The 26,389-nt window shown below is 53.8% G+C and carries 25 protein-coding genes and 2 pseudogenes; 14 read left to right on the forward strand and 13 right to left on the reverse strand.

Translation table 11 applies throughout. From position 1 onward, the window contains the following. Nucleotide 1: 1 nt before the first annotated feature. Nucleotides 2–304, forward strand: a complete 303-nt coding sequence (locus MIH18_RS18410) for a helix-turn-helix domain-containing protein (protein WP_249005858.1) — start codon at nt 2–4, stop codon at nt 302–304. Nucleotides 305–432: 128 nt separating this feature from the next. Here MIH18_RS18410 and MIH18_RS18415 read toward each other — a convergent pair whose 3' ends face one another. Together MIH18_RS18415 and MIH18_RS18420 are read right to left on the reverse strand one after the other, a co-directional pair. Beyond that, entirely contained in the window at nt 433–720 is a 288-nt protein-coding gene (locus MIH18_RS18415; RefSeq protein WP_249005857.1) for a HigA family addiction module antitoxin, read from the reverse strand. Between the two features lie 14 nt (nt 721–734). Further along, nucleotides 735–1,013 carry a type II toxin-antitoxin system RelE/ParE family toxin gene (locus MIH18_RS18420; protein WP_249005856.1) on the reverse strand — a complete coding sequence of 93 codons (279 nt, stop codon included), beginning with the start codon at nt 1,011–1,013 and terminating at the stop codon, nt 735–737. Nucleotides 1,014–1,256: 243 nt separating this feature from the next. Here MIH18_RS18420 and MIH18_RS18425 point away from each other — a divergent pair, with 243 nt between their 5' ends. After that, nucleotides 1,257–1,736 carry a peptidylprolyl isomerase gene (locus tag MIH18_RS18425; RefSeq protein WP_249005855.1) on the forward strand — a complete coding sequence of 160 codons (480 nt, stop codon included), beginning with the start codon at nt 1,257–1,259 and terminating at the stop codon, nt 1,734–1,736. A gap of 147 nt (nt 1,737–1,883) precedes the next feature. Here MIH18_RS18425 and rhuM read toward each other — a convergent pair. Continuing rightward, a pseudogene (rhuM, locus tag MIH18_RS18430) lies at nt 1,884–2,223 on the reverse strand (RhuM family protein); the annotation flags it as partial. Between the two features lie 504 nt (nt 2,224–2,727). Continuing rightward, complete coding sequence (locus tag MIH18_RS18435) at nt 2,728–5,802, reverse strand: EAL domain-containing protein (RefSeq protein ID WP_249013210.1); 3,075 nt, start codon at nt 5,800–5,802, stop codon at nt 2,728–2,730. 846 nt (nt 5,803–6,648) lie between these two features. On the opposite strand from MIH18_RS18435, the gene MIH18_RS18440 reads away from it, so the two are divergent. Further along, nucleotides 6,649–7,194 carry a PIN domain-containing protein gene (locus tag MIH18_RS18440; RefSeq protein ID WP_249005853.1) on the forward strand — a complete coding sequence of 182 codons (546 nt, stop codon included), beginning with the start codon at nt 6,649–6,651 and terminating at the stop codon, nt 7,192–7,194. A gap of 43 nt (nt 7,195–7,237) precedes the next feature. Next, nucleotides 7,238–8,287, forward strand: a complete 1,050-nt coding sequence (locus MIH18_RS18445) for a nuclease-related domain-containing protein (RefSeq protein ID WP_249013211.1) — start codon at nt 7,238–7,240, stop codon at nt 8,285–8,287. A 355-nt stretch (nt 8,288–8,642) separates the two neighbouring features. On the opposite strand, the gene hmpA is transcribed toward MIH18_RS18445, so the two are convergent. Next, on the reverse strand, nt 8,643–9,830 hold the full coding sequence (hmpA, locus tag MIH18_RS18450) for an NO-inducible flavohemoprotein (protein ID WP_249013212.1): 1,188 nt from the start codon (nt 9,828–9,830) through the stop codon (nt 8,643–8,645). 169 nt (nt 9,831–9,999) lie between these two features. On the opposite strand from hmpA, the gene MIH18_RS18455 reads away from it, so the two are divergent. Next, a complete protein-coding gene (locus MIH18_RS18455) occupies nt 10,000–10,320 on the forward strand; it encodes an antibiotic biosynthesis monooxygenase (protein WP_249013213.1) in 321 nt (106 codons plus the stop codon). Here the strand turns inward: MIH18_RS18455 and MIH18_RS18460 are convergent. After that, nucleotides 10,313–12,397, reverse strand: coding sequence for a bifunctional diguanylate cyclase/phosphodiesterase (locus MIH18_RS18460; protein ID WP_249005849.1), 2,085 nt, complete (start codon nt 12,395–12,397; stop codon nt 10,313–10,315). The two genes, MIH18_RS18455 and MIH18_RS18460, sit on opposite strands and share 8 nt — an antisense overlap. Nucleotides 12,398–12,794: 397 nt before the next feature. After that, nucleotides 12,795–12,929 (reverse strand): annotated as a pseudogene (locus MIH18_RS24065) (cobalamin-binding protein); the annotation flags it as partial. Nucleotides 12,930–12,934: 5 nt separating this feature from the next. On the opposite strand from MIH18_RS24065, the gene MIH18_RS18465 reads away from it, so the two are divergent. From MIH18_RS18465 to MIH18_RS18505, 9 genes are all read left to right on the forward strand, one after another. Next, on the forward strand, nt 12,935–13,426 hold the full coding sequence (locus tag MIH18_RS18465) for an SDR family oxidoreductase (RefSeq protein ID WP_249013214.1): 492 nt from the start codon (nt 12,935–12,937) through the stop codon (nt 13,424–13,426). A 183-nt stretch (nt 13,427–13,609) separates the two neighbouring features. Further along, nucleotides 13,610–13,858 (forward strand): HupE/UreJ family protein, encoded by a 249-nt coding sequence (locus MIH18_RS18470; RefSeq protein WP_283164775.1) that lies wholly within the window; start codon nt 13,610–13,612, stop codon nt 13,856–13,858. A 443-nt stretch (nt 13,859–14,301) separates the two neighbouring features. Next, on the forward strand, nt 14,302–14,874 hold the full coding sequence (locus MIH18_RS18475) for a GspH/FimT family pseudopilin (protein WP_249013216.1): 573 nt from the start codon (nt 14,302–14,304) through the stop codon (nt 14,872–14,874). A 29-nt stretch (nt 14,875–14,903) separates the two neighbouring features. Next, entirely contained in the window at nt 14,904–15,461 is a 558-nt protein-coding gene (gene pilV, locus MIH18_RS18480; protein WP_249005845.1) for a type IV pilus modification protein PilV, read from the forward strand. Beyond that, nucleotides 15,458–16,555 (forward strand): PilW family protein, encoded by a 1,098-nt coding sequence (locus tag MIH18_RS18485; protein WP_249013217.1) that lies wholly within the window; start codon nt 15,458–15,460, stop codon nt 16,553–16,555. Before pilV ends, MIH18_RS18485 begins: the two co-directional genes overlap by 4 nt. Nucleotides 16,556–16,557: 2 nt before the next feature. Further along, nucleotides 16,558–17,301, forward strand: coding sequence for a PilX N-terminal domain-containing pilus assembly protein (locus MIH18_RS18490; protein ID WP_249013218.1), 744 nt, complete (start codon nt 16,558–16,560; stop codon nt 17,299–17,301). Between the two features lie 33 nt (nt 17,302–17,334). Continuing rightward, on the forward strand, nt 17,335–18,585 hold the full coding sequence (locus MIH18_RS18495; protein ID WP_249013219.1) for a type II secretory pathway protein: 1,251 nt from the start codon (nt 17,335–17,337) through the stop codon (nt 18,583–18,585). Nucleotides 18,586–18,628: 43 nt separating this feature from the next. Beyond that, nucleotides 18,629–19,111 carry a type IV pilin protein gene (locus MIH18_RS18500; protein WP_249013220.1) on the forward strand — a complete coding sequence of 161 codons (483 nt, stop codon included), beginning with the start codon at nt 18,629–18,631 and terminating at the stop codon, nt 19,109–19,111. Between the two features lie 212 nt (nt 19,112–19,323). After that, on the forward strand, nt 19,324–20,085 hold the full coding sequence (locus MIH18_RS18505; protein ID WP_249013221.1) for a metallophosphoesterase: 762 nt from the start codon (nt 19,324–19,326) through the stop codon (nt 20,083–20,085). A 114-nt stretch (nt 20,086–20,199) separates the two neighbouring features. Here MIH18_RS18505 and MIH18_RS18510 read toward each other — a convergent pair whose 3' ends face one another. From MIH18_RS18510 to MIH18_RS18535, 6 genes are all read right to left on the reverse strand, one after another. Then, nucleotides 20,200–20,475 carry a hypothetical protein gene (locus MIH18_RS18510; RefSeq protein WP_249013222.1) on the reverse strand — a complete coding sequence of 92 codons (276 nt, stop codon included), beginning with the start codon at nt 20,473–20,475 and terminating at the stop codon, nt 20,200–20,202. A gap of 63 nt (nt 20,476–20,538) precedes the next feature. After that, complete coding sequence (locus MIH18_RS18515; protein WP_249013223.1) at nt 20,539–21,483, reverse strand: EamA family transporter; 945 nt, start codon at nt 21,481–21,483, stop codon at nt 20,539–20,541. After that, complete coding sequence (locus MIH18_RS18520) at nt 21,480–22,886, reverse strand: FAD-linked oxidase C-terminal domain-containing protein (protein ID WP_249013224.1); 1,407 nt, start codon at nt 22,884–22,886, stop codon at nt 21,480–21,482. The genes MIH18_RS18515 and MIH18_RS18520 overlap by 4 nt, the downstream gene beginning before the upstream one ends. Beyond that, complete coding sequence (locus MIH18_RS18525; RefSeq protein WP_249013225.1) at nt 22,883–24,547, reverse strand: ABC transporter ATP-binding protein; 1,665 nt, start codon at nt 24,545–24,547, stop codon at nt 22,883–22,885. The genes MIH18_RS18520 and MIH18_RS18525 overlap by 4 nt, the downstream gene beginning before the upstream one ends. Next, a complete protein-coding gene (locus MIH18_RS18530) occupies nt 24,544–25,380 on the reverse strand; it encodes an ABC transporter permease (RefSeq protein ID WP_249005835.1) in 837 nt (278 codons plus the stop codon). The genes MIH18_RS18525 and MIH18_RS18530 overlap by 4 nt, the downstream gene beginning before the upstream one ends. Beyond that, the gene (locus MIH18_RS18535; protein WP_249013226.1) at nt 25,377–26,354 is read right to left on the reverse strand and encodes an ABC transporter permease; all 978 of its coding nucleotides are present in this window, start codon (nt 26,352–26,354) and stop codon (nt 25,377–25,379) included. Before MIH18_RS18535 ends, MIH18_RS18530 begins: the two co-directional genes overlap by 4 nt. Nucleotides 26,355–26,389 lie beyond the last annotated feature (35 nt).

Raw genomic sequence — 26,389 nt, forward strand, 5'->3', positions numbered from 1 at the left:
CATGACACAGCATAAACACGTTGGCAGCTCTCTCGATGACCTGCTTAAGTCTGATGGTGCGCTTGAGCAAGTGGAAGCAGAAGCGCTGAAGCGGGTGATCGTTTGGCAGGTCCAGCAGGCGATGCAACATGTCGGCGTCAACAAAACCCAGCTGGCTCAGAGGATGCATACCAGCCGCACAGTGGTTAACCGGCTACTTGATGACAAAGATACTGGCGTGACAATTACCACTCTGATTAAAGCTGGGCTGGCTTTGGGAATGTCTTGGACGCTGCAGGCTGATAGTGATTCAGAAAGAGCTTAACCAGCTTGTGAGTGCTAAATTTCTGAAGCTGTCTGATTCAGGCGCGGAATGCCTGGCCTGACTATTTCACCACTATTGGTAGCGGTAGGTTTGGGACGTTACCCGCCAGGGTAACGCTGGGGCAAGCATCACATGACCGCTGCGAAGCGCTCGATGGGTGGCTGAGCGCGGTGACGTGCCTGCCACAGATCATAATCCATTTGGACACCCAGCCAGACACGCGCTTTGCCGATGCCGGCCAGCTCAAGCCGAACCGCGAGATCAGGGCTCACTGGGGCGCGCCCATGCATTATGCGTGACAGCGTCTCACGCGCCATGCCAAGACGGCGGGCCAGCTCGGTAACGCTAAGCTTGAGCTCGGGGAGCACGTCTTCGCGCAATGTTTCACCTGGGTGAGGGGGTTGATACATAGCCATGAATTGCCTCCAGTTCAGTGATAGTCGAGGTAGTCGACCAGCTCAACATCATGGCCGCTGAAGCGAAGTATCACCCGCCAGTTGCCGCTTACCGTCAGTGACCAATACCCCGCCATCTTGCCTTTGAGTGGGTGCAGTCGCCAGCCGGGAATATCAAGATCTTCCGGGGCTGTCGCTAGATCCATGAATGCCAGAATGCGAGCTAGTCGCTTGGCATGATCGGCGCGTATGCCACAAGTTGAGCCCGTATCATAGAACTGGCGAAGTCCCTTGTGTTTGAAGCTTATGATCATGTTTTAGTGTGATGCATTGGGTCACGGCGTGCAAGGGGAAAAAAGGTGTCATAGCAGATAATCCTGGTCAACTCTGAGCCTAAATCTCAACGTGGCAATGAAAGGGTGCGTAACCATTTAATTTGGATCAACCCGGTTCAACCACCCTGTTGTTATCCAGAGCGCCAGTCGACCGCAGCGGACGCTGGAGTCAGCGCCGCCGTTGGTTATAATGGCGTACTTTGAACCTTCACAGAGAATCCTATGCCAATCGAAAAGAATCAGGTGGTCTTGTTTCACTACAGTGTCAGTGATGATCAAGGCAAGGTCGTTGAAAATTCCCGTGGCGGCGAGCCGAACGCCTACCTGCATGGTCACGGCGGCATTATCCGCGGCCTGGAAGAAGCCCTGCAAGGTCGCGACGCCGGCGAAAGTTTCAGTGTCACCATTACTTCGGAAAAAGCCTACGGTCCGCGTAAAGCCGATTCCATTCAGCGTGTGCCGATCAAGCATTTGATCGGTGCCAAACGCTGGAAGCCGGGGATGGTCGCGCAGGTGAAAACCGAGCAGGGCCAGCGCCACGTGATCGTTGTTAAGGTTGGCCTCAAGTTTGCCGATATCGACAACAACCATCCGATGGCCGGCAAAACCCTGACCTTCGATATCGACATCATCGAAGTACGCGCCGCCAGTCCGGAAGAGATAGCCCACGGCCACGCGCATGGGCCGGGTGGGCATCATTGAAAGGGATGAGCCATTAGGCGCTCTGGCTCAGCATGACGGTGTGAGTGCTACGATAACGCCTTCGTCTGCGGCCAGCTTGCCTTGGCAAATATTCGGATAGATCTCTGCCAGACCACTCAAACCTTCCACCGTTCTGATTTTTAGCCAGCTGTTGTCGGCGCGCAGCTTAACCAGTTCGGCAGCCGTATGGCCGTGGATGGCAAAATGCAGCTTGTTCTGAACCATGGCGAAGAAGGCCTTGGTGGTCGGCGCTTGCCCGTTGTAATCCATGCTGGTGGCATAGATGTCGGTGATTTTTTGATAGAAGCGCCGCTCCGAAAGCCGGATTTCACGAATCTCTTCCAGCAGGCGCTCAAAGTAGTCCTCACAGCTTCTGTGTCAACCAGATCGACTCATCTTCGTACCGTGCTTCGATGCTTTGCTCGCCCGATTGGCCGGTGAAAATCAAAAACTCGGCGGTGCTGTTGCGGATCAGTTTATTGCTCATTGCTGCCTCCTTGCAGGTGCCATGTCATATAGAGTTGAAGAGGCAAACAATACCAATAAAGACTGTATATATAAAAGGAGTATCCCCTTAGCTCCACAGACCACTATAAGTAGTATTAGGTCAAATCCAACTTCGCATATCATGACAAAGCACACTTTGCAGTGCCGACTGTCTCCTTACGGCCCCTAGCCGACACTTAAAAAGAACTTGTCTAACGTCAGTGGTCGGCCAAAGGAGGCACTTAAGGTCTGTGGCTACAGCAACAGCTCTTGCTAGCCAGAAACATAGCAGCGGACGCTGGTTCCACTGTTCTGAGTGTTCGGTAACGGCAAGAGCTGCGACAAACCGGTCATTAAGAGCCCTGAATCTTTAGCCGTCAGCTAATGGCCGTCCACGGCAAAGCCATAGGGGATGAATTGCGAATAACTCTACAGCACTCAATAAACTAGCCGTACACGTCCTTTGAGTGTCCTCTCTGAGGCTGCCTGCTCGACGAATGAGCCTTCATCCATTCCAAGCGGCATCTGGCTTCCACTGAGCTACCCATGCGGGGATCTCAGCTGCTGGCATCGGCCGTGCAATTCCATAACCCTGAGCTTGCTCGCAGCCCATCGCTAGCAACTGAGTTCCGTGGGCCGTGGTCTCCACTCCTTCGGCAATGACCTGACGATCGAAGGCCGCAGCCAAGCCAATGATACCCATCACGATCGCACGGTCATCCGGGTCCTCTAGCATGTCCTTGACGAAACTCAGATCGATCTTCAGCAGATCGGCGGGCAAGCGTTTGAGATATGTCAGCGAGGAGAAACCCGTACCGAAGTCATCCAGCGCAAAGCTCACACCAATTTCGCGGCAGGCGAGCATGATGGCTGAAACGTCGGCCATGTCACCCAGAGCGCTGGTTTCCAGTATCTCCAGCTCCAACCAACAGGGTTTTATTTCCGGGTGCCTGGCCAGTGCCTCTGACAGTTTGGCGGCGAAGCCTCGCTGTTGTAACTGAAGGGCATCCACATTGACGCTGACGGGGATATTCAGTCCCATAGCGAGCCATTCGGCCATTTGCGACAAGGCGGTATCGATCACCCATGCCCCTATGTCCAGGCTTATTGGGTGATTCTCAATGATAGGCAGAAAGTCTCCGGGCGGGACTAAGCCACGTTCAGGATGCTGCCAACGGATCAAGGCTTCGGCACCGATCACCGCACCGGTCTTCATGTTCACTTTGGGCTGGTAATACAACACGAACTCATCGTCATCGAGGGCTCGGTGGATATGTTCGATACTCTCGCGCTGGGTTTTGACCGATTCGTCGTGATGGACGTCGAACAGGTGGTAACGGTTCTTGCCCATCTGCTTGGCAATATACATCGCCTGGTCGGCATGACGCATGAGCTGATCGGCATCGGCACCGTCCTGTGGGTAGAGCGTGACCCCGATACTGGCGGATACTTGTAACGTTACGCGCCCTACGGTGACAGGGCTAGCCGCCGCAAGAAGCAGCCGCTTCAACGCTGGCTCACAATGTTGAATCATCTCCAAATCACCCAGCACAGCGACAAACTCATCACCGCCGATGCGTGACAGCGTGTCTCCTTCACGTAGAGCCTCATTCATACGCTGTGAAAGCATAATCAACAATTTATCACCCACTTCGTGTCCATGGGCATCATTGACGGCTTTAAAGCCGTCCAGATCAAGGTAAACGACGGCCACCGATTGCCCTCGTCGCTCACTCTGGCTCATGGCGTGAAGAAGCCGGTCTGCCAGCAGCACACGATTGGGTAGATTGGTGAGAGTATCGTAATGGACAATATGTTCGAGCTGTTGCTGGTGCTGCTTCATCAGCGTGATATCAGAGAACAAAGCCACATAATTCTTGGTCTGTCCATCGGCATCTGAGACTGCGCTGATCGTCATCAGCTCGGCGAATAACTCACCGTTTTTACGCCGATTCCACAGCTCTCCATACCAGTGTTTTTTGCTGAGCAATGAGGCCCACATGTCGGTATAAAACTCTTTTCTCTGGCGATCTGATTTGAGTAATCGTGGGTTTTTGCCGAGTACTTCGCTGCGGTTATAGCCCGTGATGTGGCTGAAGGTGTCGTTGATTTCGACGATGTTACCGCTGCTGTCGGTGATCATTATGCCTTCACGTGCATGGGTGAACACGCTGGCCGCTAGTCTGAGTTGCTCTTCGGCGACTTTACGTTCGGTGATATCAATAAACTCGATGACCCGTGCATCGTAGTCCTTGTACACGATATTCTTTCCCTTAATGGCCAGGGGGTACTTCGAGCCATCCTTGCGCACGCCGACAACTTCGTAACTCCGGTCATAGCCGCTCTGAATATTGTCCAGTACGGTCTCGAGAAATTCTGGCGCGATGAGCCCGAGACCGTTCATGCCGACGAGCTCCTGATAGCTGAAACCAGTGATATCGGATAAGCCCTGGTTGCACTCGAGAATCAGTCCTTTGTTGTGAATGACGATGCCGCCATAAGAGGCGTCACTGAGTGCTTTGAAACGCTCCTCACTCTCTCTTAGCGTGTCTTGAGCATGAGCCATGCGGCGATTAAAGCGGTGCAGGTAATAGGCGATGGACCCAGCCGCGGCTAGCAATAGAAGTGCTGCGATAAGTACCGGTAGCACCCAAACGGGCAAACGACTGGGGTTGGCGTCGAACATGAAGCCATCAAGATCGTCGTATTCCGAGACTAGCCCGGCTTTAACGAAGGTTTCGGCCATATGTTGCCAGCGTCCCGGATTCATATGGCCGATTTCGATCAGGTCGGGGAAAATCAACTTGCGCATTTCAGCGGCTTCAAAGCGCAGATGATCGCGGGTCTTATCGACCTGATACTTAGTGATCAACAGATCGATAATTTCTTCCGGGTTGTCCATCGCATAACGCCAGCCCTTCAGCGTCGCGCGGCGTAGCGCCTCGACCCGTTTTGGATGGTCGCGCAGTTCAGCCTCGGACGTAAACAAAATATCACTGTAGAAATCAACCCGATAACTACCCGGATCGATAATGTTGTACGCAATGTTGTGCAGTTTTAGAAAGTACGGCTCGTTGGTGGTGTAGGAGTTGAACGCATCGACCTTGCCAGAGATGAGGTCATCAAGCTGATAGCTACTCGGAATGATGTTGAGCTGCGAGAACGAGATACCTTCGTTGAGCAGCATGGTCAAAAAATCGGCGTCTTCATCTGAGTTCGCCAGCATGACGTTTTTGCCGATGAGGTCGTGCACAGAACTGATCTCGGAACTCTTGAGAGTGAGTAGAACAGAGGGAGAGTGCTGAAATATCACGGCAAGAGCGACGAGTGGCTGCCCCTGTAGGCGCTGGTAAAGGACTTCACTATTACCCTCTGCATATTGGGCACGCCCGGATAGAACTTCAGACACCGGCTGATGCTCAGGATCTCCGGCATGGAGGCGAACCTGTAACCCTTCCTCCTTGTAGAAACCTTTTTCAACGGCAGCATAGTAGCCGGCAAACTGGAACTGGTGATGCCAGCGCAATTGCAGATCAACAATATCCTCTTGCCCTGAGGGTGCTGCAACGGCAGGAGACATCCATGTGAAAAAGAACAGTGCTGAGCAGAAAATCAATGTACGCAGTATTGGATAGATAATGACGTCCTTGGAGATCGACTATGAGCCTGACCTCAGGCCTATATCAGGATAAATCATAGCGTAGCGGGGGGCTTCCCGTTGAACACTGGTAAAGTTGGATTTTACACAGATGTGCACCATCGTTCAGAAATATAACTGTGCCAAGCTATTTCAGCTCAAGTTCAGAACTGGCAAAACCAGTGCTTACTTTGTCCGATGAGAGTCGGCAATAGCCAGTGCGGGGCGCTAGGGCATCAGGGTTTTATGTGTCAGGTGCTCTCGCCCCGAGATACTAGAATCTCATCAGTGGCGTGGCCGCTTAGTAGATACTCCAGTCATCGCCTTTCGATACGCGGTGTGTCCGCTATCAGGGGCGCAGCAACCTCATTAACAGCACGTTTTAGCCAGAGGTGTGAGACAGGTTAGTGTCGATTTCAGCCAGTCAGATAATGACAAAAATTGGTTTATAAGTGGTGAGCAGCATTAGAGCTAATACTACATATAGTGGTCTGTGGAGCTAAGAGGATACCCCTTATATATAAACAGCATTACTCGTTCGTGATGACTTCCTGAGTAAGATTTTCCTTCTCCCGCTCTTTATGGGGCTTGCCGTTGATCAGCTTTCACTCAATGACGCTGTCAGCAGGATGGCCATGAATGCCCGCCCGGCCTTTTCAAGAAGGTTTATGGTGTCGACCAAAAACAGGATGAAAAAAACAGGACAGATTTACTTTTCGGGTGAATTTTCTTGAACTGTGTTTCCGACGTTGCCGTGGCACAATGCGTTAACACAGAGGACGTTAAAATATGAAATGGGCCTTCATTGACTACGAAAACGTTGGAAGTCTGGGAAAAGTTGACCTCTCCGGCTATGAGCGCGTCATCGTGTTCCTTGGCGCCAGGCAGCCCAGGCTGGACTTCACCGACACAAAGTATGACAAGCCGATCAACCTTGTGGTGGTTCAGGTGAAGGACTCACAGGCCAATAATCTGGATTTCCATCTTGCCTATTACCTTGGCAAATTTGATGCGCAGGCAGAGAGCTCCGTAGCGTTCGAGGTGATCAGCAATGACACCGGTTTTTCGCCTCTGATTGCTCACATCAAGACGAGCGGACGGTCATGTAAACAGGTCAAAATCACCGGCGCTGCGGGCGAGCCTCAGAAACTCATCAAAAATCTGTCATCAATGCAGAAAGAAAAGCGGCCGCAGAAGGTGGCTAGCTTACGAAACCACATTGCCGCGCAGCTCAAGATTCAGGGCAATGACATGGCGATTCAGAAAGAGCTTAACGAGCTTGTGAATGCGAAATTTCTGAAGCTTTCTGACTCTGGTGTGGAATACTTGGCCTGATTTTTTAGCCCCGTTAAAGCAATACCACAAGGACTCCCGTTAAATGGACTTTAACCCCATGTTCCAGCCGTTGGTTGCGGTGCTTTGGTACTTGATACCCATCTTCATCATTGCCGGCGTCGTCAAAACCCCCTGGTTCAAAGGTAAGCTTGGGGAGTTCCTGGTTAATCTCTCGGCTCGTTTTTTTCTCGACAAGTCTTGCTACCACTTGATCAAAAACGTAACCCTTCCCACCGAGGATGGCACCACGCAGATTGATCACATTCTGGTTTCCGAGTTTGGCGTGTTTGTGGTGGAAACCAAGAATATGAAAGGCTGGATTTTCGGCAGCGCCACGCAGCCTTTTTGGACACAGAAGATTTTCAGATCCAGCTACAAATTCCAAAATCCTTTGCACCAGAACTACAAGCATGTGAAAACACTGCAAGCGCTGCTCGGGCTGGGCGATCAGCAGGTGCATTCGGTGGTGGTTTTCGTCGGCGGCAGTGCGTTCAAAACGCCTCTGCCGGAGAACGTTACCCAGGGCCTCGGGTATATTCGTTATATCAAATCGAAAAAAGATTTTGTGCTGAGCCCGGAGCAGGTGGCAGAGGCGCGGGAAAAGGTGACGTCCGGTCGCTTGAAGGCATCATTGGCTACTGATCAGTCGCACGCTCGTCATGTGAGAGGGTTAGTGGCGAAACGTTACGGCGCTCCGCCCCGGCGATCAAGCAAATGGTTTTTCAAGATCGTGATTTATCCGGTTGTGGTGTTAGGGGTCGCGGCGATCATGATGAACGCCGTTTCGGATTTTGCTAAGGACGCCGCGGCGATAGGCATGCGACACGCCTCTGGCCAACTGGTCGAAAGGCCCCAGCAGCCGGTGCTTCGCCAACCCGAAATTCAAGCTCAACCAAAAGCTGCTTCTAAAGCAGCGGGTACAAAAACGAACTCAGACACCGGCATTCAGCGTGTTTACCAGCCTCCATCCGAGTTGTTTTTGGCAAGGCAGGATTGCAACTCACTGATCGCTGCTGTTATTGGTAATCCGGATGTGCGTCTTTTGCGCGAGCGGGACAAGGCGTGTGCCCGGTATCAGATTTTGAAGGAATAGGTCCAGTGAATCAGAAAGGACTATCGATCCGGACGCGTCAAACCGAGTAGGCTAAGTCCTGAGAAAAAAATCCACTCAGGTTTTTCAGGGAGATAAGATTGTGCGCTTGCGAATACTGTCGGATTTGCACATTGAGTGTTTTCAGGAAGGTCGCGACCTGCCTGATGTGGCCGCAGATGTGGTTATTCTTGCTGGGGACATTCATCGTACAACGGAAGGCCTCGCATTGACGGCGTGCGCTTTCATGGCACCACATTATGGACAGATTTTGGTCTGTATACCGGCCAACCTGACTATGATCCGTTGCAGACAGAATGATTGAAGTCTGAGCCGCGCCGGCAATGGCTTTATAACGTCAGTGGGTTGTAGGCAGTTCGGTTGTTGGCCCAAACACTTCGTAGTGCAACTGGTCGTCGGCGAATCCTATGCTGTTAAGTATGCCCTTTAGGGCCGCCATAAACGGCAAGGGGCCGCAGAAGTAAACGTGAGCCGTTTTGTCGGTCAGCCATGTATTGAGAATATCAGCGGATAAGTACCCAACCCAGTCCGCACCTTCGCCAAACTCAAATGCGCGCTTGAGATTCAGCCCGGTTGTCTTTTCCAGCTCTGTTAGCTCCTCGTGGAAGATTTGGTGCTCGGCACTGCGGCAGCATTCAACAAACTGGACGTTTTCAGCCTGAATACCGGATGCCAGCGCTTCTTTCAACATGCTATACAGTGGCGTGATGCCAACGCCGCCGGAAATAAAGACGTGCTTCGGAGCGTTTTTGTTCAGCAGGAACTGCCCATTGGGCGCGCTCAGTTCAACCGTATCACCGACAACACATTGGTGGAGTTGTTGTGATGCGGCCCCTTGAGTTTGGGCTTTGACCGAAATGCGGTAGTAATCCTCTGCGCCCCAGGACGACAGTGAGTACTGGCGGATTTCGTCATAGCTGTCACCGGTTCCGGCCAGCTTGATGCCAAGATACTGACCGCCGGAATACGAGCAAATAGCGCCGCCATCGGTTGGTTTGAAGTAAAACGATTTAACGTCTGGTGTTTCTGCAACAATTCGCTGAATGGTGAAGGGACGAAACCCGCGCCAGCCACCCGGTTGAGTGGCCTTTTCGCTATACATGCTTTCTTCAGTGTCGGTAAAAATCTGTGCGAGCGCGCCGTAAGCCTCTTCCCATGCGATGAGTGCTTCGTGATTGTCTGGCAACTGCAACACATCCTGAATAGCCGCGATCAGGTTTTCCCCTACAATCGGGTAGTGCTTGGGCTCAATGCCAATGCTGGCATGCTTGCTGGCGATCCGCTTTACGGCGGGTACCAGCACGTCAATCTGGTCAATGTTTTTGGCATAGGCAAAAACGGCATCTGCCAAAGCGGATGATTGGCCACCGCTGCCGCTGCGTTGGTTGGCCATGTTGAATATGTGCTGCAAGTCGGGGTTGTTGGCGAACAGCCTTTTATAAAAATCCTGGGAAATGGCTTGGCCATTTTCGGCCAGTAGAGGCACCGTCGACTTAACGATAGCAATGGTATGTTCCGAGAGCATGAGGTCGCCTTTTAAGTAACATTTAAAATACATCTTAAATGCTACTGGGTGTGAAAGTCCTAGTCAAGGTGGGCTGCTTGATAAAGGTCAAACCGTGGAGTAGCGTCAGCCTCGAGGTCTTTGAAATGGCTTCGCTTGTGAATTACCCCTACCGATAGAGGAGGCATGCATGAAGTACATTTTCGAAGTGCATATCAGGGAGGGCTATACCGCCGAGGATTATGCGGATGCCTGGGTGCGCGCAAGTGAGTTGATTCAGCGTGCCCCGGGCGCACGGGGAACGGAGTTGCACCGCAAAATTGGTGATCGGGATACACTTATAGCCATTGCGCACTGGGATAGTAAAGCCAGCCGAGATGCGATGGAATCACAAGACAATTCCGACGTGGCTGAGATTATCCGCAGTGCGGCGCCTTTCTGTGAAATCCGGCCCTTTGGTGAGTTTGAAGATCCGGAATGGGTTGTTAATCCGCCAACCGGGGTTAAGTAGTAACGGGAGTTGGCTCGGCGCGTTTGGACAGGTGAGTAATTGTTTCGAGTAATTTATCGGGTGCGACGGGCCTGGCTAACAGGTAGCCTTGCAAGGTATCGCAGCCCAGCCGCGTCAGCAGCTCCTGCTGGTCTGATGTTTCAACACCTTCTGCGACAATCGTCATTCCCAGCGTCTTACCCAGAGCAATGATTGCCTTTATGATCGCTTCATCATCGTTGCCCTGGGCCAACTCGGTAATAAAGCCGCGGTCGATTTTCAGCTCATTGGCTGGCAGGCGTTTCAGATAGAGCAAGCTTGAGTAACCCGTGCCAAAATCATCGATGGAAATAGACACACCAAGAGCAGACAGTTCGTTTAACACTTTGAGGCTGGTCTCGGCATCGCGCATGGCAGTCGACTCGGTGACTTCAAGCACCAGGTGTGAGGGTGCCAAGGAGTGTTGTGTTAACGCCAAACGAACGACGTCCAGCAAGCTGTCGTGTTCCAGCTGAACAGCGGAGAGATTTACCGCGATACTCCAGTCCCGATGACCCTGATCGTACCAGATTTTCATTTGTTGGCAGGCCTCGTTGATGACCCAATTGCCAATGGAAACGATCAGCCCTGAGCTCTCGGCCAACGGCAAAAAGCGGTCTGGCGACAGAAAACCGTAATCAGGGCTTTGCCACCGCAGTAATGCTTCCAGTCCGGCCATAGGGCCGTTCGGTGCGATCACTTTGGGTTGGTAGTGCAAAACCAGCTCGTTGCGATCGACTGCCTGTCGCAGGTTCTGTTGCATCTGCATTTGCAGGTGCACATCGGCGTTCATGCCGTGCTCAAAAAAACAGTAGCCGTTGCGACCCTGTTTTTTTGCGTGGTACATGGCGCCGTCGGCGTTGACCATCACTTCATGTTCGGTCTGACCGTCCTGGGGGTAAATGGCGATACCGATACTGGTTGATATTTGAAGGAGATTATTCGAGGCCTCATATGGCTGTTCTATTGCATCAATCAATCGCTGTGCAAAAGCGGCGGAAATTCCCGGTGTGCAGGGCTCCAGCAACAGAACGAATTCGTCTCCGCCAAGCCTTGCAGCCGTGTCCCCTTCACGTTTGTTCACCAGAAGGCGGTGCGCGACTTCTTTTAGCAAAAGGTCGCCCACATGGTGCCCGTGCATGTCGTTGATAGCCTTAAAGCCGTCCAGGTCCAGAAATAGCACGGCAAACTCACTTTCGTTTCGCTCGGCTCGATGTATCGCCTGTTCCAGCCGATCGCCCAGCAGGACACGATTTGGTAAGCCGGTCAGGTTGTCATGCAGGGCCAGCTTGATCAGTTCGTTGTTGGCGTCATCGAGCGAATTGGACAGGCGGTTCGTGCGTACATCGAGCATTGACACAATAAGAGCAATCGCGAAAACCGCGAGGCTTACAATGATGACCAGCACGGCCAACCATTTTGTATCGATACCGCTGTTAGCTGCACCACAGAAACTATTGAGGGGAAACCTGGAGGCGGCCATTCCCGTGTAGTGCATTCCGATGATGGCGCAGCCCATAACCAGAGCCGCACCCATGCGGCTAAAAGTGGCCCACTTTGCTTCCTCGCGCAGGCGAAAAGCCAGCCAAAGGGCTCCCACGGAGGCAATAATGGCGATAATGATGAATAGCCCCACCAGCCAAGGCACATAAAAAATGTAAGGATTCATGAGCATGGCTTCCATGCCGATATAATGCATAGAAGCCATGCCCAGACCCATCAGAGTACCGCCGGACAGCAGGCGACTCCAAGGCAACTTGTCATGACAGACCAGATAAAGTGCGAGCGCAGAGGAAGCGATGGCAATGAGCAACGAAAGCAGAGTCAGGGGAACGTTGTAGCCCAGATCAATGGGAAGGCTAAAGGCTAGCATGCCGACAAAATGCATCGACCAGATGCCAAATCCCATGGCGAAGGAACCGCCAACAAGCCACAGTACAGCCGTTCTTCCTGAGGCGCTGGTTACGCGGCTGGCCATGTTTAGGGCCGTATAGGATGCGAGAATGGCAACTATTATGGAACAGGCAACTAACACTTCGTTGTAACTGCTTTCTAACATCGAAAACCTATTTTATGTGAGGGGGGCAGTCTGGGGATACGACGAAAATTTGCTTGTTCATCATTACGTTAAAGAGTTTATTTTATTACAGGGAATTCATGGTTAGATAGTGCAAATATGTTTCATTGCGTAAAGAAGATGTTTTTTGAAATGACATCTCGGGTGGGTTTGGCGCCAGGCAACCCACGAGAAACCGGGACAGATTTATTTTCTGAGGATCCTCCAAGTTGAATTAGTCCCGATTTTAGAGGAAAAACCCGAATCGCCGCACGCAGATTTCAACATCAAACTCTTTACCAATGGCGACCACCGCAACGCTTCTGATATCCGCAGGTTGTAGCTCAGCGTCGGTTCGAAGAGCGCGCAGTTGCTCGGGGGCCAGGGAATGGCCAGGTCCTCACACCCGGTCAATGATCTCACACAACGCGTCTTGCCTATCCGTCAGCGCAGCTGGCCCGGGTTGAAGGATCAGGGGTGACTTAATCTCGTAGAGGTGATTGTTCACCAAGGCGGGGATAGCTTCCCAGAGTGGCGTATTTGGGCGGAAGCATTAATCTGAAACCCTTTCACCGACTGAGCAACAAAGATTTTCTTGAGGACTTTACCGTCAACCTGTTGGGCGCCGTAAATACCATTCAGGCTTGCCTGCCGGGAATGAAAAAAGCCGGGAATGCAGCGGTTGTTCTTTTGAGTACCGTCGCGGTACAGAGAGGGCTCACCTTTCACGCATCGGTGTCCGCAGCCAAAGGCGGAGTAGAGAGTCTGGTAAGGGCGTTGAGTGCCGAGTTTGCACCCAATATTCGCGTAAACGGAATTGCGCTCTCGTTGACTGATACGCCAATGGCGGAGCGCTTGCTCAGCAATGATTCGAAAAAAGAAGCTGGAAGACAACGCCATCCGCTCAAAAGATATGGAAAGCCTGAGGACACCTCCGAGGCCGCTGCATTTTTGCTTAGTGAAAAGGCATCCTGGATTACGGGGCAGATAATGGGTGTAGACGGTGGAATGTCGACCATTCAAAACCTCTGATGAGGAAATCCGGCCGGTGCTGGTAACAGCACCCGGTAGCACGATTTTTGCCGCACATGAATGCGCGTCGTACGCAGCGTGAAGTGACGTGTAGAGTGCCTGTGTCTGTTGGCTCCTCTATGAACCTGCCGGCGACGAAATCCCCGCAAAGGCGGCCCCGGCATCACCAAATCCGACTGTTGATTGTCGACAAAATCGACATCGCTGAATACGTGCACGGGAACCGGCATTAGCTTGTCGGTAATACTGGTTGGCATTCTGATTGCCATACTGGCCAGGCTGCCCACGGTCGTGGGTGGCTCACGGATTGCGCCGTTTATGGTGTTTTATGGCTTTGCCCATGAGGCTTTGATGCAGAAAACTGACAAGCGCGCTGGTCGTATACTGGGTGGTGTGATTGCCTCAATCAGCGCCTTGCTGGCTGCCACGTAAGCGTCTTGGCTTAAAAGTTGAGGTGGAACCGAAAGTTGTGCGGGATGACTGCACAGCTTTTTTTGTGGCACAAAATTTGTGTGTTTTTGTAATGAAAACACACAAAAAGCGCTGAAATAACCTATCGTAGATAACTACACGCCAGGGACGCACCGACTAATAGGGATAACAGCCGATGAATCCCTTCAGTACCGGGATTGACGACAATCTAGAGTATAAGCATTCAATTTCTGTGACTGAGCGTAGTAGAAGTAAGTATTAAAACCCACGAGAGCAGTTTGTAGAAGCCCGGTTCCCCGGGCGAAAAAGAGTCTACATTAGGGCCTAGGAAACACCCATTTCTTTACAGTCAATCTGCTTGGAGCAAGAGGCAACGTCACAGCCTCTTTTAACAGGACAAGGCAGTCTTAACGGAGGGGTTCACTGTATGTATTCCGAGTGCAATGTATAAATCTCGCGGATTTACCCTACTCGAATTGATGTTGGTGATCGCCATTGTCGCCATCCTCATCGCGTTTGCAGTGCCATCGTTCCAGTGGATGATCCAGAAGGTCACGATATCCAGCAACGTGAATACATTTCTGTCCGACATGCGCTATGCGCGCAGTGAAGGCATTCGGCGCGGCGGAGGTGTTGTGCTGTGTCGTAGCGACGCCCCGGAAGCGGCGACTCCCGCTTGCGGCAGCGGCTTCGGCCTTGATGGTAATGGCTGGGTCAGTGGCTGGATTATTTTTCACGACTTGAACAATAGCGGGACCAAAAGCACAGGCGACCCACTGCTGCGCGTGCAGGCACCCATCATCGCGATAAATTCGATTCTGGGCACCTTACCCGACAGCTCATCCTCCACCACATTCAGCTTTACGGCGACCGGACGCCTGCGCAGCTTAAATGGGGTGACAACAATGCCATTTGGCGGTGATGGCATGTTTGCCAAAACAGTGCAGCGCGTGGTGTGTATCGGCCTTAGCGGCCGCGCCCGAATTGCAGGCGACGGGGCCACCTCATGTGGCTAGCCCCAATAACTAAGAAGAAGAGACCAGCTATGAATCGTCATCCTCAAAGCGGCGCCTTTTTGATCGAGGTCATGGTCGCTACGCTGCTTTTATCGCTTGGGGTACTGCCTCTTGTTGCGATGATGACTTTTTCCGTACAGATGCCAAAATTAGCGGGCTACCGTGCAACCGCCGTTAACCTGGCATCTAACTATGTCGAACGCATGCGGGCCAATCCTGCCAATCCGGCCAATCCTGACCGCCTCTTCCCCTACAGCGAGAAACCCAGTAGTTACGACGGTACACAATCGGACATATCTGCGCCGCCGCTCTCGCTCTGCGACTACCCCACATGCGATACATACACCATGGTCATTCGGGACGTCTATGAGATGCAAGTCGCAGCACGTCGCGAACTGCCTGCTGGCGGTATTGTCGTATCGTGCGACCTCGGCGGTTGCAGCAACGGCATCGGCAACCTGTGGATTATGTGGCAGGAGCCCGACACGTTTGCCGCACTCAATCCATCATCCTCCGACAATTGCCCCACTGGAGTAGCGAGCACTGCCCCCAACCCGCGTTGTCTGTACGTGAGATTTAAGCTATGACACGCCACTTCCGCTCACCGGAATCGCGCTACCTTCAGGGTTTCTCGTTGATCGAACTGATGATTTCCCTCGCTCTTGGATTGATCATTTTAGTTGCGGTTTTGTCCGCGTACACGGGCGCAGCATCGGCCGCAAAAATGGCCGAAGCCCAGGGGCGCATGTACGAAGATGGCCAGGCAGCACTGACGATTCTGACCCAGCAGTTACGAATGGCGGGCAACAACCCCGACCAGACTAATCGGCTCGACACCAGTGTAAAAGACCCTATCTACACGAAGCCGATAGCTTCCGGTCTGACATATGGTGGTGATATATTGCCTGTGTTTGTCGACTCATCAATTACACCAGCGTTCGAGCTCTCCGATTACAGCATTCGTGGCTGCGACGGAGCGTTCAGCAACATTAATGCGGCAACCAGTCTCGATGGCCTCGTCTGCGCCGTACCTGATCCCGTTATCGCTGTACCAGACTCCATTGCGCTTAGTTACGAAGCAGATGACTTCAATACTGTGCCCACCACCGCCACCCCACCGCTCCCGACCGACTGCCTTGGGTATGCGTTGGATAAGATTAAGGCCGTAATCCCCGGAATTCCAGCTGGCTACGGTTCAGACGTTTTCTCTGCCGAGCTTAAAGATGTGTTCTATTTCGTGGCAGACAATCGGTTTTATATTGACTCATCCTCCGCTACTGCCGCACCCAGCCTGTATTGCCAAGGTAATGGTATCGACAGCACAGCCCAACCCTTAGTCGAGAACATTGAGGACATGCAGATCACCTATGGGGTAGAGATCCCCGACGGCCAAACGCGAACTGTGGCCGGCTATTTGCGCGCCGATGAACTCCTCGCGACTCCCGACCCCGACGTCTTGGCGGCTTTTACCTCTCAGGAACGCTGGAGAAAAGTCGTCACGGTTCGCATTTGCCTACTGGTGCGCAGCGAGAATGCCGTGGTGTCAGACCTGGCCTCAGCGCGTTACTTCAACTGTGCCGGCACTCTGGAAACCGCCCCCCCAGATGACCTTCGGCTACGGCGCACTTACTCCACCACAGTCATGTTGCGAAATTGGCTAGAAATTGCGGGCCCCACCTAATCATGAAAATATCCGTCCAATCTGCACCCAGCCCAACGCCGAGAAAAATCTCGCCGCACTTTCGATTGGCGCAATCCCAGCATGGCGTAGTACTGATCATTGCGCTGATTGTATTAGTCGTAATCTCGCTGCTTGCCGTAACCAGTATCCGCAATGCCAGCTCCACAGTCAGTGTGTCCGGCAATGTACGCACCACTGAACTGGCTACCCAAGCCGCGGAGATTGCTTTACAGCATTGCGAGCGTTCTGTTTTGCAGATATTAACCGTTGCCGCTGGTGGCACCGATGACTATGTAACCACATTTAGTGACGATAATATTTTATCTGAGGCTACACCGCCGAATTGGCAAAAGCCGACAATGTGGGACGACACCTCATCTAATAAGGTTTACCCGCTTCCTCTGATCATGGTCAACCAAACTGGCATGGTCACCACCTACAAGCGAGCACCCGAGTGCATGGTCGAGCGTATGATTGTAGCGACGACTGTAGCGAAGACTGTACCGGCTGTACCGGCTGTACCGGCTGGACCGGGGGGTGAGCCATCGGCTGTACCAGCTGTACCAGCTGTACCAGCAAAGTATGATATAGACCCGGATTCTGATGTAGATCCGGATTCCTCATTTCGGATCACCGCCCGCGGATTTGGTCCTGAAGTGGAGAAGGATGCCGGCCGTCCTGTTGGCAGTGAAGTCTGGCTGCAATCTCAGATTAAAATACGTTTTTATGAAGTTGATGATGATTAAATTCACATATTAAAACACAGGATAAAATCATCCATGATTAAGCTTTCGTGCACTGTTTTATCCACCGTTAGAATGTCCAATAATCGGGGACCGTGTTCACGGCAGTATCTGGCACTATTTTGTTACAGCCGGTTATTCGGTTTCGACGCACGTCAATGGATATTGCGGCTGGTCCCATTATTATTGTTCCTGGTTTGGCTACCGGCTCAAGCGGAAGATTACACCTTCCCTGGCAATATCCCGGCAGCCTGCGCAGGACCTGTGAGTGATGTTTACACCTGCACTCCGCTAACGCTTGCCGCCTCAGACACGATCACCATCACAGGGCCAATAGCGATCACTGTCATCGGTGACTTCACTACCGTCAGCCCCACACAAATCAATGCAGCAGGAAACCCCACCGACCTGACTATTACGGTTACCGGGATTACCGATTTAGGCGCTAACACAATTTTTAAAGGAAAAATTATTGGCAACAACGCCATCACTGGCACCATCACCATCGGTGCTAACAGTCAAGTTGAAGGTGACCTGACCACCACCGAAGCAGGCGTCATCAACATCGGTGCTGACAGCACCATAGTCGGCAAACTCACCACCAAATCTGGTGCTATCAACGTCGGCGATAGAAGCACGGTCACAGGTTCGATCAGCTCTAGTGAGGCGGGTGTTATAAACATCGGCGATGACAGCACCATAATCGGTGATCTCAACACTAAATTTGGCGCCATCAACGTCGGCGATAGAAGCACGATCACAGGCTCGATCCTCTCTAGTGGGGCGGGTGCCATCACGATAGGAGTTGACGCAAAAGTTACGGGCGATGTCGCTACCACCACCATCGGCAGCGGGACTGGTGCCGGCGCTATTACCATCAAAAGCGGTGCCGAAGTCAATGGCTCGGTAACCACTAACACCGGTGCAATTACAGTTGAGGAAGACGCAAAAGTTGATGGCAACGTCAGCACCAACGCTGGAGCCATTACCGTTGGGACTGGCGCAAATATTGGCCGTAGTGTCTGCTCCGGCAAATCTGGCGCTATCACCATCGGGGCTAGCGCAAACGTTGGCGGTAATGTTGAAACCGCCAAAGCAGGCGCTATCACTGTTGGCGCTTTGGCTAACGTCACGGGTAGAGCCAAAGTCCATAAAGCTGGCGCTCTAACAATCGGGGCTGGTGCAACAGTCGGCGAGAGAATTGGCACAAGTTGCGAAATTGGCCCCCCCCCCATATCACTACCACGAATAATATCGCGCCAGTGGCGTCAAGTTTTTATGCGTTAGCGGGGAAAATACCCTCCCTCGCACTCAATCAGGAGTATGTTTTATGCGATTTAATTTCCACTCGTTCAAACCCTCACCGTGGCGGTTTAGTTCCGGGTTTACCTTGATCGAGCTCATGATCGCGGTGGTAATTGTCGCAATTTTAGCCAGCATAGCGCTGCCGTCTTATACCCAGTATATAGCGCGCGCAAAGCGGGCGGACGCCCGAACCCAGTTGTTGCAGGTTGCCCAGTTTATGCAGCGTTTTTATGCTGCCAATGACAGTTTTAAAAAAGATCGCGCCGGCAACGATGTGATCGATCAAATCCCAGCCACCCTAAAGCAGTCGCCTGCAGACGGTAGCAAAATCTATCAGCTTTCAATTCCAACGGCAACGCTGACTGCTGTCGGTTATGAACTCAAAATGACTCCCGTTACCGGCGGATCGATGGCTGCGGATGACTGTGGAAGCTTTACCCTGAACTCAATCGGCGTGCGCGGCGTTTCAGTCGGCGACGCAGCCCTGCGCAACACTTGCTGGAAATAAGCAACGCGGTTTCAAATTCCAAGCGCTGGGGGTTGAGATTGTCGCTCCCTTTCCCTGTAATCGTCTCATTCTGCCTTATTCTCGCGTAATCCGAATTATTCGGGAGGCAAAACGCAAGATCTGACCCCGAGGATTATAGCCCCAGACGCGTCAAACCGAGTAGGCTAACTCCTGAGAAAAAATCCACTCAGGTTTTCCAGGGAGATAAGATTGTGCGCTTGCGAATACTGTCGGATTTGCACATTGAATGTTTTCAGGAAGGTCGCGACCTGCCTGATGTGGCCGCAGATGTGGTTATCCTTGCTGGTGACATTCATCGTATAACGGAAGGCCTCGTATGGGCGGCGGAACGATTTACCGGGCAGAACATCATCTACGTTCCGGGCAATCACGAGTTTTATGGAACAAGCATGCCCGACGTGCGCAGAGCATTGCGGGCCGACGCCAAGCGCCTGGGAATTCACCTGCTTGATAATGACACGGTGAACATTGACGGCGTCCGCTTTCATGGCAGCACACTATGGACAGATTTTGGTCTGTATACCGGCCAACCTGACTATGATCCGTTGCAGACTGAACAACGTGCGCTCGCGTTTATGCCTGATTTCCGCATTATCGAGCAACCGGTGGGCGAGGTGTTCTCCATTGTAGAAAGTCAGAGGTTGCATGCAGAAGCCATGGCCTGGCTTAAGGCGGCGTTAAGCGAACCTTGCCCGGGCCCGCGAGTGGTGATTAGCCACCATGCGCCATTACCGGAGTGTATTCCGCCAAAATATCAGGGTGACTCGTTGTCGCCGGCTTTTGCTTCGGATTTGCGGGCACTGATGGGGAAAATGAATCTGTGGGTTCACGGCCACGTTCACGAGCCGGTGGATCTGCAGGTTGATGGCACCCGAGTATTTGCCAACCCAGGCGCCTATCCGAAAGAATATGAGCCATCACTGTTTGTTGCAGACAGAACTATTGAAGTCTGAGCCGTGCCGGCAATGGCTTTATAACGCCAGTGGGCTGCCGGCAATTCGGTTGTTGGCCCAAATACTTCGTAGTGCAACTGGTCGTCGGTGAATCCTATGCTGTTAAGTATGCCCTTAGAGGGACGCCATAAATGGCATAGGGCCACAGAAGTAAACGTGAGCCGTTTTGTCGGTCAGCCATGTATTGAGAATATCAGCGGATAAGTACCCAACCCAGTCCGCACCTTCGCCAAACTCAAATGCGCGCTTGAGATTCAGCCCGGCTGTCTTTTCCAGCTCTGTTAGCTCTTCGTGGAAGATTTGGTGCTCGGCACTGCGGCAGCATTCAACAAACTGGACGTTTTCAGCCTGAATACCGAACGCCAGTGCTTCTTTCAACATGCTGTACATTGGCGAACAGCCTTTTAAGGTCACTATTTTAAAGATATATCGCATGGGCAGGTTAATTGGGGGTTAGGGGGTGCCAGTGGCAGGGCCCGCACGCTTGAACATGACGATAGCCACCGCAGCCAGCGTCAGCAGCAGGGCGATAAACACCTTGGGGCTGAGCGGTTCTCCCAGCAGCACGATCGCGCTGGATACCCCCACGGTGGGAATGATCAAGGTCGAAATGGTTGCCTGGGCAATGGTCAGACGGTTAACGTTCATGAACCACAGCATCTGCGCCAGGGTGATCGAAAACAGCAGATGGTAGCCTAGCGCCAGCCAGGTGGACGTCTGCCAGGTGGCGGGTTTGGGCATGGGCTCTAGGGCGACCATCATGATAATCATGGGGATGGCACACAACAAAAATTGCCAGCCGGTAATCACCACCGCATGGCTTTCCCAGCCGCCGCGCCGCTTGATCAATACCGTGCCTAGCGCCCATGACAGGGCGGCACCGAGCATGATCAGGGGGCCAACCAACCCCTGGCTGCCACCTTGCAAGGCCGAAGGCCCCAACAGCACCAAAAGCCCAGCCTGCCCGCAGGCAAGCCCCAGCCACTGGCGTCTGGTGATACGCTGACCAAGCAGCCACCAGCCCAGCAATAACGCCCAACAGGGCATACTGAAGGCGATAATGGCGGCTTGCGAGGTCGGCATGCGCAGCTGGCCGAAGGCCGTCGCCAAGTTGAACCCTAGAATCGTGAACAGCCCCGTTACCGCCAGCCACGGCCATTCTTTTGACGACACCTTCAACGGTAAACGTCGCCAGTACGCCCAGCTAAGCAGCAGCACCGCGCCAGTGGTGAAGCCAATGGAACGCAGTGTGAACGGGGGAATGTCGGCCAGAATAAAACGTACCGCTGGCCAGTTGCCGCCCCAGAACAACCCGATGGTCGCAATCAGCGCGATAGTGGATAACTGCCCGCTATCGCGTCGTTGCGCGAACTGGCGTCGAACGCCGGAAAAGTTCAAGGCACCTCAACCGGCAGTATCTTATGGCGATTGAGCAGGGCGTGCGGGTCGAGCGCCTGTTTCAACGTGCGCATCAAGGAAATTTCCGCCGATGTCCGTGACAGGTGCAGGTAGGCGCGTTTGTCTAGGCCGATGCCATGCTCGGCGGAAACAGAGCCTCCCATGGCCGCCAGTGGCAAATAAACGAGCGCCTCCACGGCGAGCTTGTCGTCTGCTAGCGCTGCGTCATCGGGGTGGCCGGTGGTCACGGCGATATGCAAATTGCCATCGCCCAGATGACCAAATACGACGATTCGGCCGTCCGGCCAGCGCTGAGCGACCTGCTCTTCGAGGGTGCGCGCATAGTGCTCCATCTCGGGAATCGGTAGGCTGACATCAAATGCAAAATACGGATTGAGGTGATGTAAAAGGCCTTCGATATCCTCGCGGATCGCCCATAAACGGTCACGCTGGTGGGTGGCGTTGGCTATCACAGCATCGCTGATATGGCCGTTTTCCAAAGCACGTTCAATCACGCTTTCAAAACGTTGGGCCGTCGCCTCCTGGTCGCTGCCAAGGGTTTCGATCAAGACGTAAAACGCCGCATTGGTCGCTAACGGTGGCGTATGGCGACCGCTTTCTTCGGTGAGCAGCGCATAGTGGTTGTGCCACATGACTTCAAACGCCGCGAGCTGCTCGCCCAGTGCCTGACGCACGTATTGCAGCAGCGCGGTCAGGTCGTTGAAGGTGTCGCAGGCGACCATGGCGGTCTGCGTGGCTGGTTGCTGGGGTTTCAGCTTGAGTACCGCCCGAGTAACGATGCCCAGCGTACCCTCACTGCCGATAAACAACTGCTTCAGGTCGTAACCGGCATTGTTCTTGAGCATGTGGTTCATCGAACTGACCAGGGTGCCATCGGCGAGTACCGCTTCAAGCCCCAGTACCTGCTCACGCATCATGCCGTAACGAATCACCCGCACACCCCCGGCATTGGTGGCGATATTGCCGCCCACCGTGCAGGAACCACGCGCACCTAAATCGAGGGCGAATTGCATGCCCGCCTCGGCGGCAGCCTCCTGCACCCGCTGAAGGGGCGTGCCCGCCTGCACGGTCAAGGTGCCGCTGATCGGATCAATGGCGTCGATCTGGTTCATCCGCTCCAGCGAAATTGCCAGTTCGCCAGAGCTGGCCACGCTGCCGCCGACCAGGCCCGTCAGCCCGCCGTGGGGAACGACTGGCTGGCGAGTCCGATGGCATGCGGCCATCACCTGAGAAAGCTGTTCGGCATCTGCCGGGCGCACAATGGCGCGTGCCCGGCAGGGCGTTCCGTGCATCCAGTCATCGCGCCGGGCGCTGACATCATCACCCTCCAGCAGATGCGACGGGCCGACGATGGCGATGATTTCGGCTAATAGTGCATTCATTCAGAGCCTCGTTGTTGTGCTGCGGTTTCAGTGGCCTCCGGTCGGCCGGGAATTGCCTCTAGCAACTGGCGGGTATACGCCTGCTGTGGCGCCAGGAAGACGTCACGGGCAGGGCCCTGTTCCACAATACGACCATGCTGCATGACGATAATGTGATCGCAGATCTGGGCAGCCACCCGCAAATCATGGGTGATGAACAGAAGCGATAACGAGAGTTTCTGCTTGAGGTCTTCCAACAGCTTCAGAATTTGGGCCTGAATCGACACATCCAGCGCCGAGACAGCTTCATCGGCAACAATCAGTTCCGGCTCCAGCGCCAGTGCGCGGGCGATGCCGATCCGCTGGCGTTGCCCACCGGAAAACTCATGTGGAAAGCGGTTAGCGGTGTTGGCCAGGCCCACCAGTTCGAGCAGGTCGTCGGCCTGTATCAGGGCTTTCTTCTTGGGCACGCCATTGGCAATCGGGCCTTGAGCAATGGCCATGCCCACCCTTGTACGCGGGTTGAGGGATGCGTAGGGGTCCTGAAAAATCATCTGCACGCGTTTGCGTTCGCGGCGCAGCGACTCCCCGTTGAGCTGCATGAAATCGATGCCGGACAGGCTCATGGTGCCGCTATCCGGGGTCTCCAGACGCACAATGCAGCGCCCCAAGGTGGATTTTCCCGAGCCGGATTCGCCAACAATGCCGATGGTTTCGCCCTTGGCGAGTGAAAACGACACGTTGTCGAGGGCATGCACTTCACGGGCGGGCTTGAACAGGCCGCCACTGGAGCGGAAGACCTTGTTGAGACCTTTGACATCCAGCAACAGCGTGTCGGTTTCTGCCCCGCGGGCGTCCGGCACGATATCGCTGGGGATCGCCTCGATCAAGGCACGGGTGTATTCATGTTGCGGGTTGGCCAGTACCTCCTTGGCCTCGCCGAGCTCAATAATCTGGCCATGGCGCATCACACAAACCCGAGTGGCAATTTCAGCCACCACCCCGAAGTCATGGGTGATAAACATCACTGCCATTCCGTGTCTTTTTTGCAGATCAATAATCAGGTCCAGAATCTGGGCCTGAGTGGTAACATCCAATGCCGTGGTTGGCTCGTCGGCAATCAATAGCTCTGGCTCTAATGCTAGGGCCATGGCAATCATGACCCGCTGGCGCTGACCGCCGGAAAGCTGAAAAGGGTAAGCGCGAATGGCTTTTTCCGGGTCGGGAAGACCCACTTCCTTTAATAGCTCCAGCGCTTTGGCGCCACGTTCGGCTCTGTTCAGCTGGCTGTGGGCTTCGAAGACCTCGTTGATCTGCGCACCGACTCGCATCAAGGGGTTCAAGGCGGTCATCGGCTCCTGGAAAATCATGCCAATGCGCAGGCCACGCAGTTCGCGATGCTGCTTTTCGGTGATGCTCAACAGGTTTTGCCCGGCAAACATTGCCTTGCCGCCCACCGGTCGAACGCCCTTGGGCAAAAGACCCATGAGGGCGTTGGCGGCCATGGACTTGCCGGAACCGGATTCGCCCACTACGCATAGAATTTCGCCGCGCAGTACATCGTAGCTGAGGTTTTCCACAGCATAGGCGCGGTCCGCCCCCGTGGGCAGCGCAATGGTCAGATCCTGCAGGCTCAGCAAGGGAGTATCGGTTGTTGAAGCTATATGGTTTCCCTTATTCATGAGCGTTCTCGGCTAAGTTTCGGATTAAGCGCATCGTCGAGGCCTTCTCCGACCAGGTTCAAGGCCAGTACGGTGAGTAGAATGGCCAGCCCAGGGAAGAAACTTAGCCACCAGGCCTGGCGAATAACCGTGCGAGCGGCGCCAATCATATAGCCCCATGACATGACGTTCGGGTCACCCAGCCCCAGAAAGGAAAGAGAGGACTCCAGCAGGATAGCGGTAGCCACCATCAAGGACGCCAGGACAATAATCGGCGACATGGCGTTAGGCAGGATCTGGCGCAGGATGATAGTCGTGTTGCCCTGGCCGACCAGACGCGCCGCTTCGACATACTCACGGTTGCGCAACGACATGAACTCCGCACGCACCAAACGGGCCACCGGTGGCCAGCTGACCAGCGCAATGGCCAGTACAATCGAGGTCACGCTGGGCTGCATGATGGCGACCAGGACAATAGCCAGAGCAAAGCTGGGAATGGTCTGGAAGAACTCGGTGAACCGCATCAGCGCATCATCGAGCAGACCACCGTAGTAACCCGCAATGGCTCCCAGCGGCAAGCCAATCAGCAGCGCCACAGTGGTGGATACCAAGCCAATCAGCAGCGACACCCAGGCACCGTGCATCAGCCCAGCGGCGACGTTGCGGCCCATGGTGTCGGTGCCCATCGGGAAACCATCAACTTCAAAGGGTGTCAGGAAGGGGCGCTGCAACATCCGCCACGGCGACTCGGGGAAAAACAAAGGGGCGGTGATCGCCATCAGAATAATGATGGTCAGTATGATCAACCCGACCAGGGCTCCACGGTTCTGGGCGAAGCGGGCAAAGAAATTCATGATGACTCCTTGATACGCGGGTCAACCAGGCCATAAACAAGGTCGGTAATGATGTTGAACACAATGACTAGTGCAGCAGAGAAGAAAAAGATTCCTAGCAGCAGGTTGTAGTCACGTTGCATCAGTGCCTCGAACATCAGGCGGCCGATACCCGGCCAGGCGAAAACCGTTTCAGTGAGAATTGCGCCCCCTACCATCTGGCCAGCCTGCAAGCCTGCCAAGGTGATAATTGGAAGCAGGGCATTGCGCAGAATATGCCGCCGCTGAATGACCCCGGGTGCCAGCCCTTTGGCCCTTGCTGTCTTGACGTAATCCTGCTGGCTAGCCTCCAGCATGGAGGTGCGCGTCATACGGGTATAAACGGCCATGGAAAACAGCGCCAGGGTGGTGGCGGGAAGAATCAGGTGCTGACCGATATCCAGCACCAGGGCAAAGCCGGTGAGATCGGCGCCCACGGTGTAGTAACCGTAAGCGGGCAGCCATTCAAGTTGCACCGAAAACAGCATTACAGCCATCAGCGCCACCCAAAACAGCGGCGTGGCGTAAAATACCAGCGCGAGTGCCATGATCAGCGAACCGCTAAGTTTTTTAGCCCGTGCCGCCGCCATAGATCCTGCCAGAATGCCCAGGCCCAGTGACATGACGAAGGCCGTGCCGGTCAGCAGCAAGGTTGCGGGCAAACGGTCCATAATCAGGTCAAACACCGGCGTCTGCTGACGGTAGGAATAACCGAAATCCAGTGTGGCGATGCCTGATACGTAATTCCACAGCTGGACGTAAAGCGGCTGATCAAGCCCAAACTGCTCGCGCAGCTGATTCAGGAATTCCGCGTCGGTGGCACCCGCTTCACCGGCCATTACAACCGCTGGATCACCGGGGGCCATATGAATCAGGAAAAAATTGAAGATAACGATCAGAAACAGAACAATGACGGCTTTCAAAAGCCGCATGATGATCAACCTAGCATAGAGCATGCTATTACTCCCGTGGCGACGTGATGCGAGAGTTG

This window comes from Marinobacter sp. M3C (genome assembly GCF_023311895.1).
In the GTDB taxonomy this organism is placed as follows: domain Bacteria; phylum Pseudomonadota; class Gammaproteobacteria; order Pseudomonadales; family Oleiphilaceae; genus Marinobacter.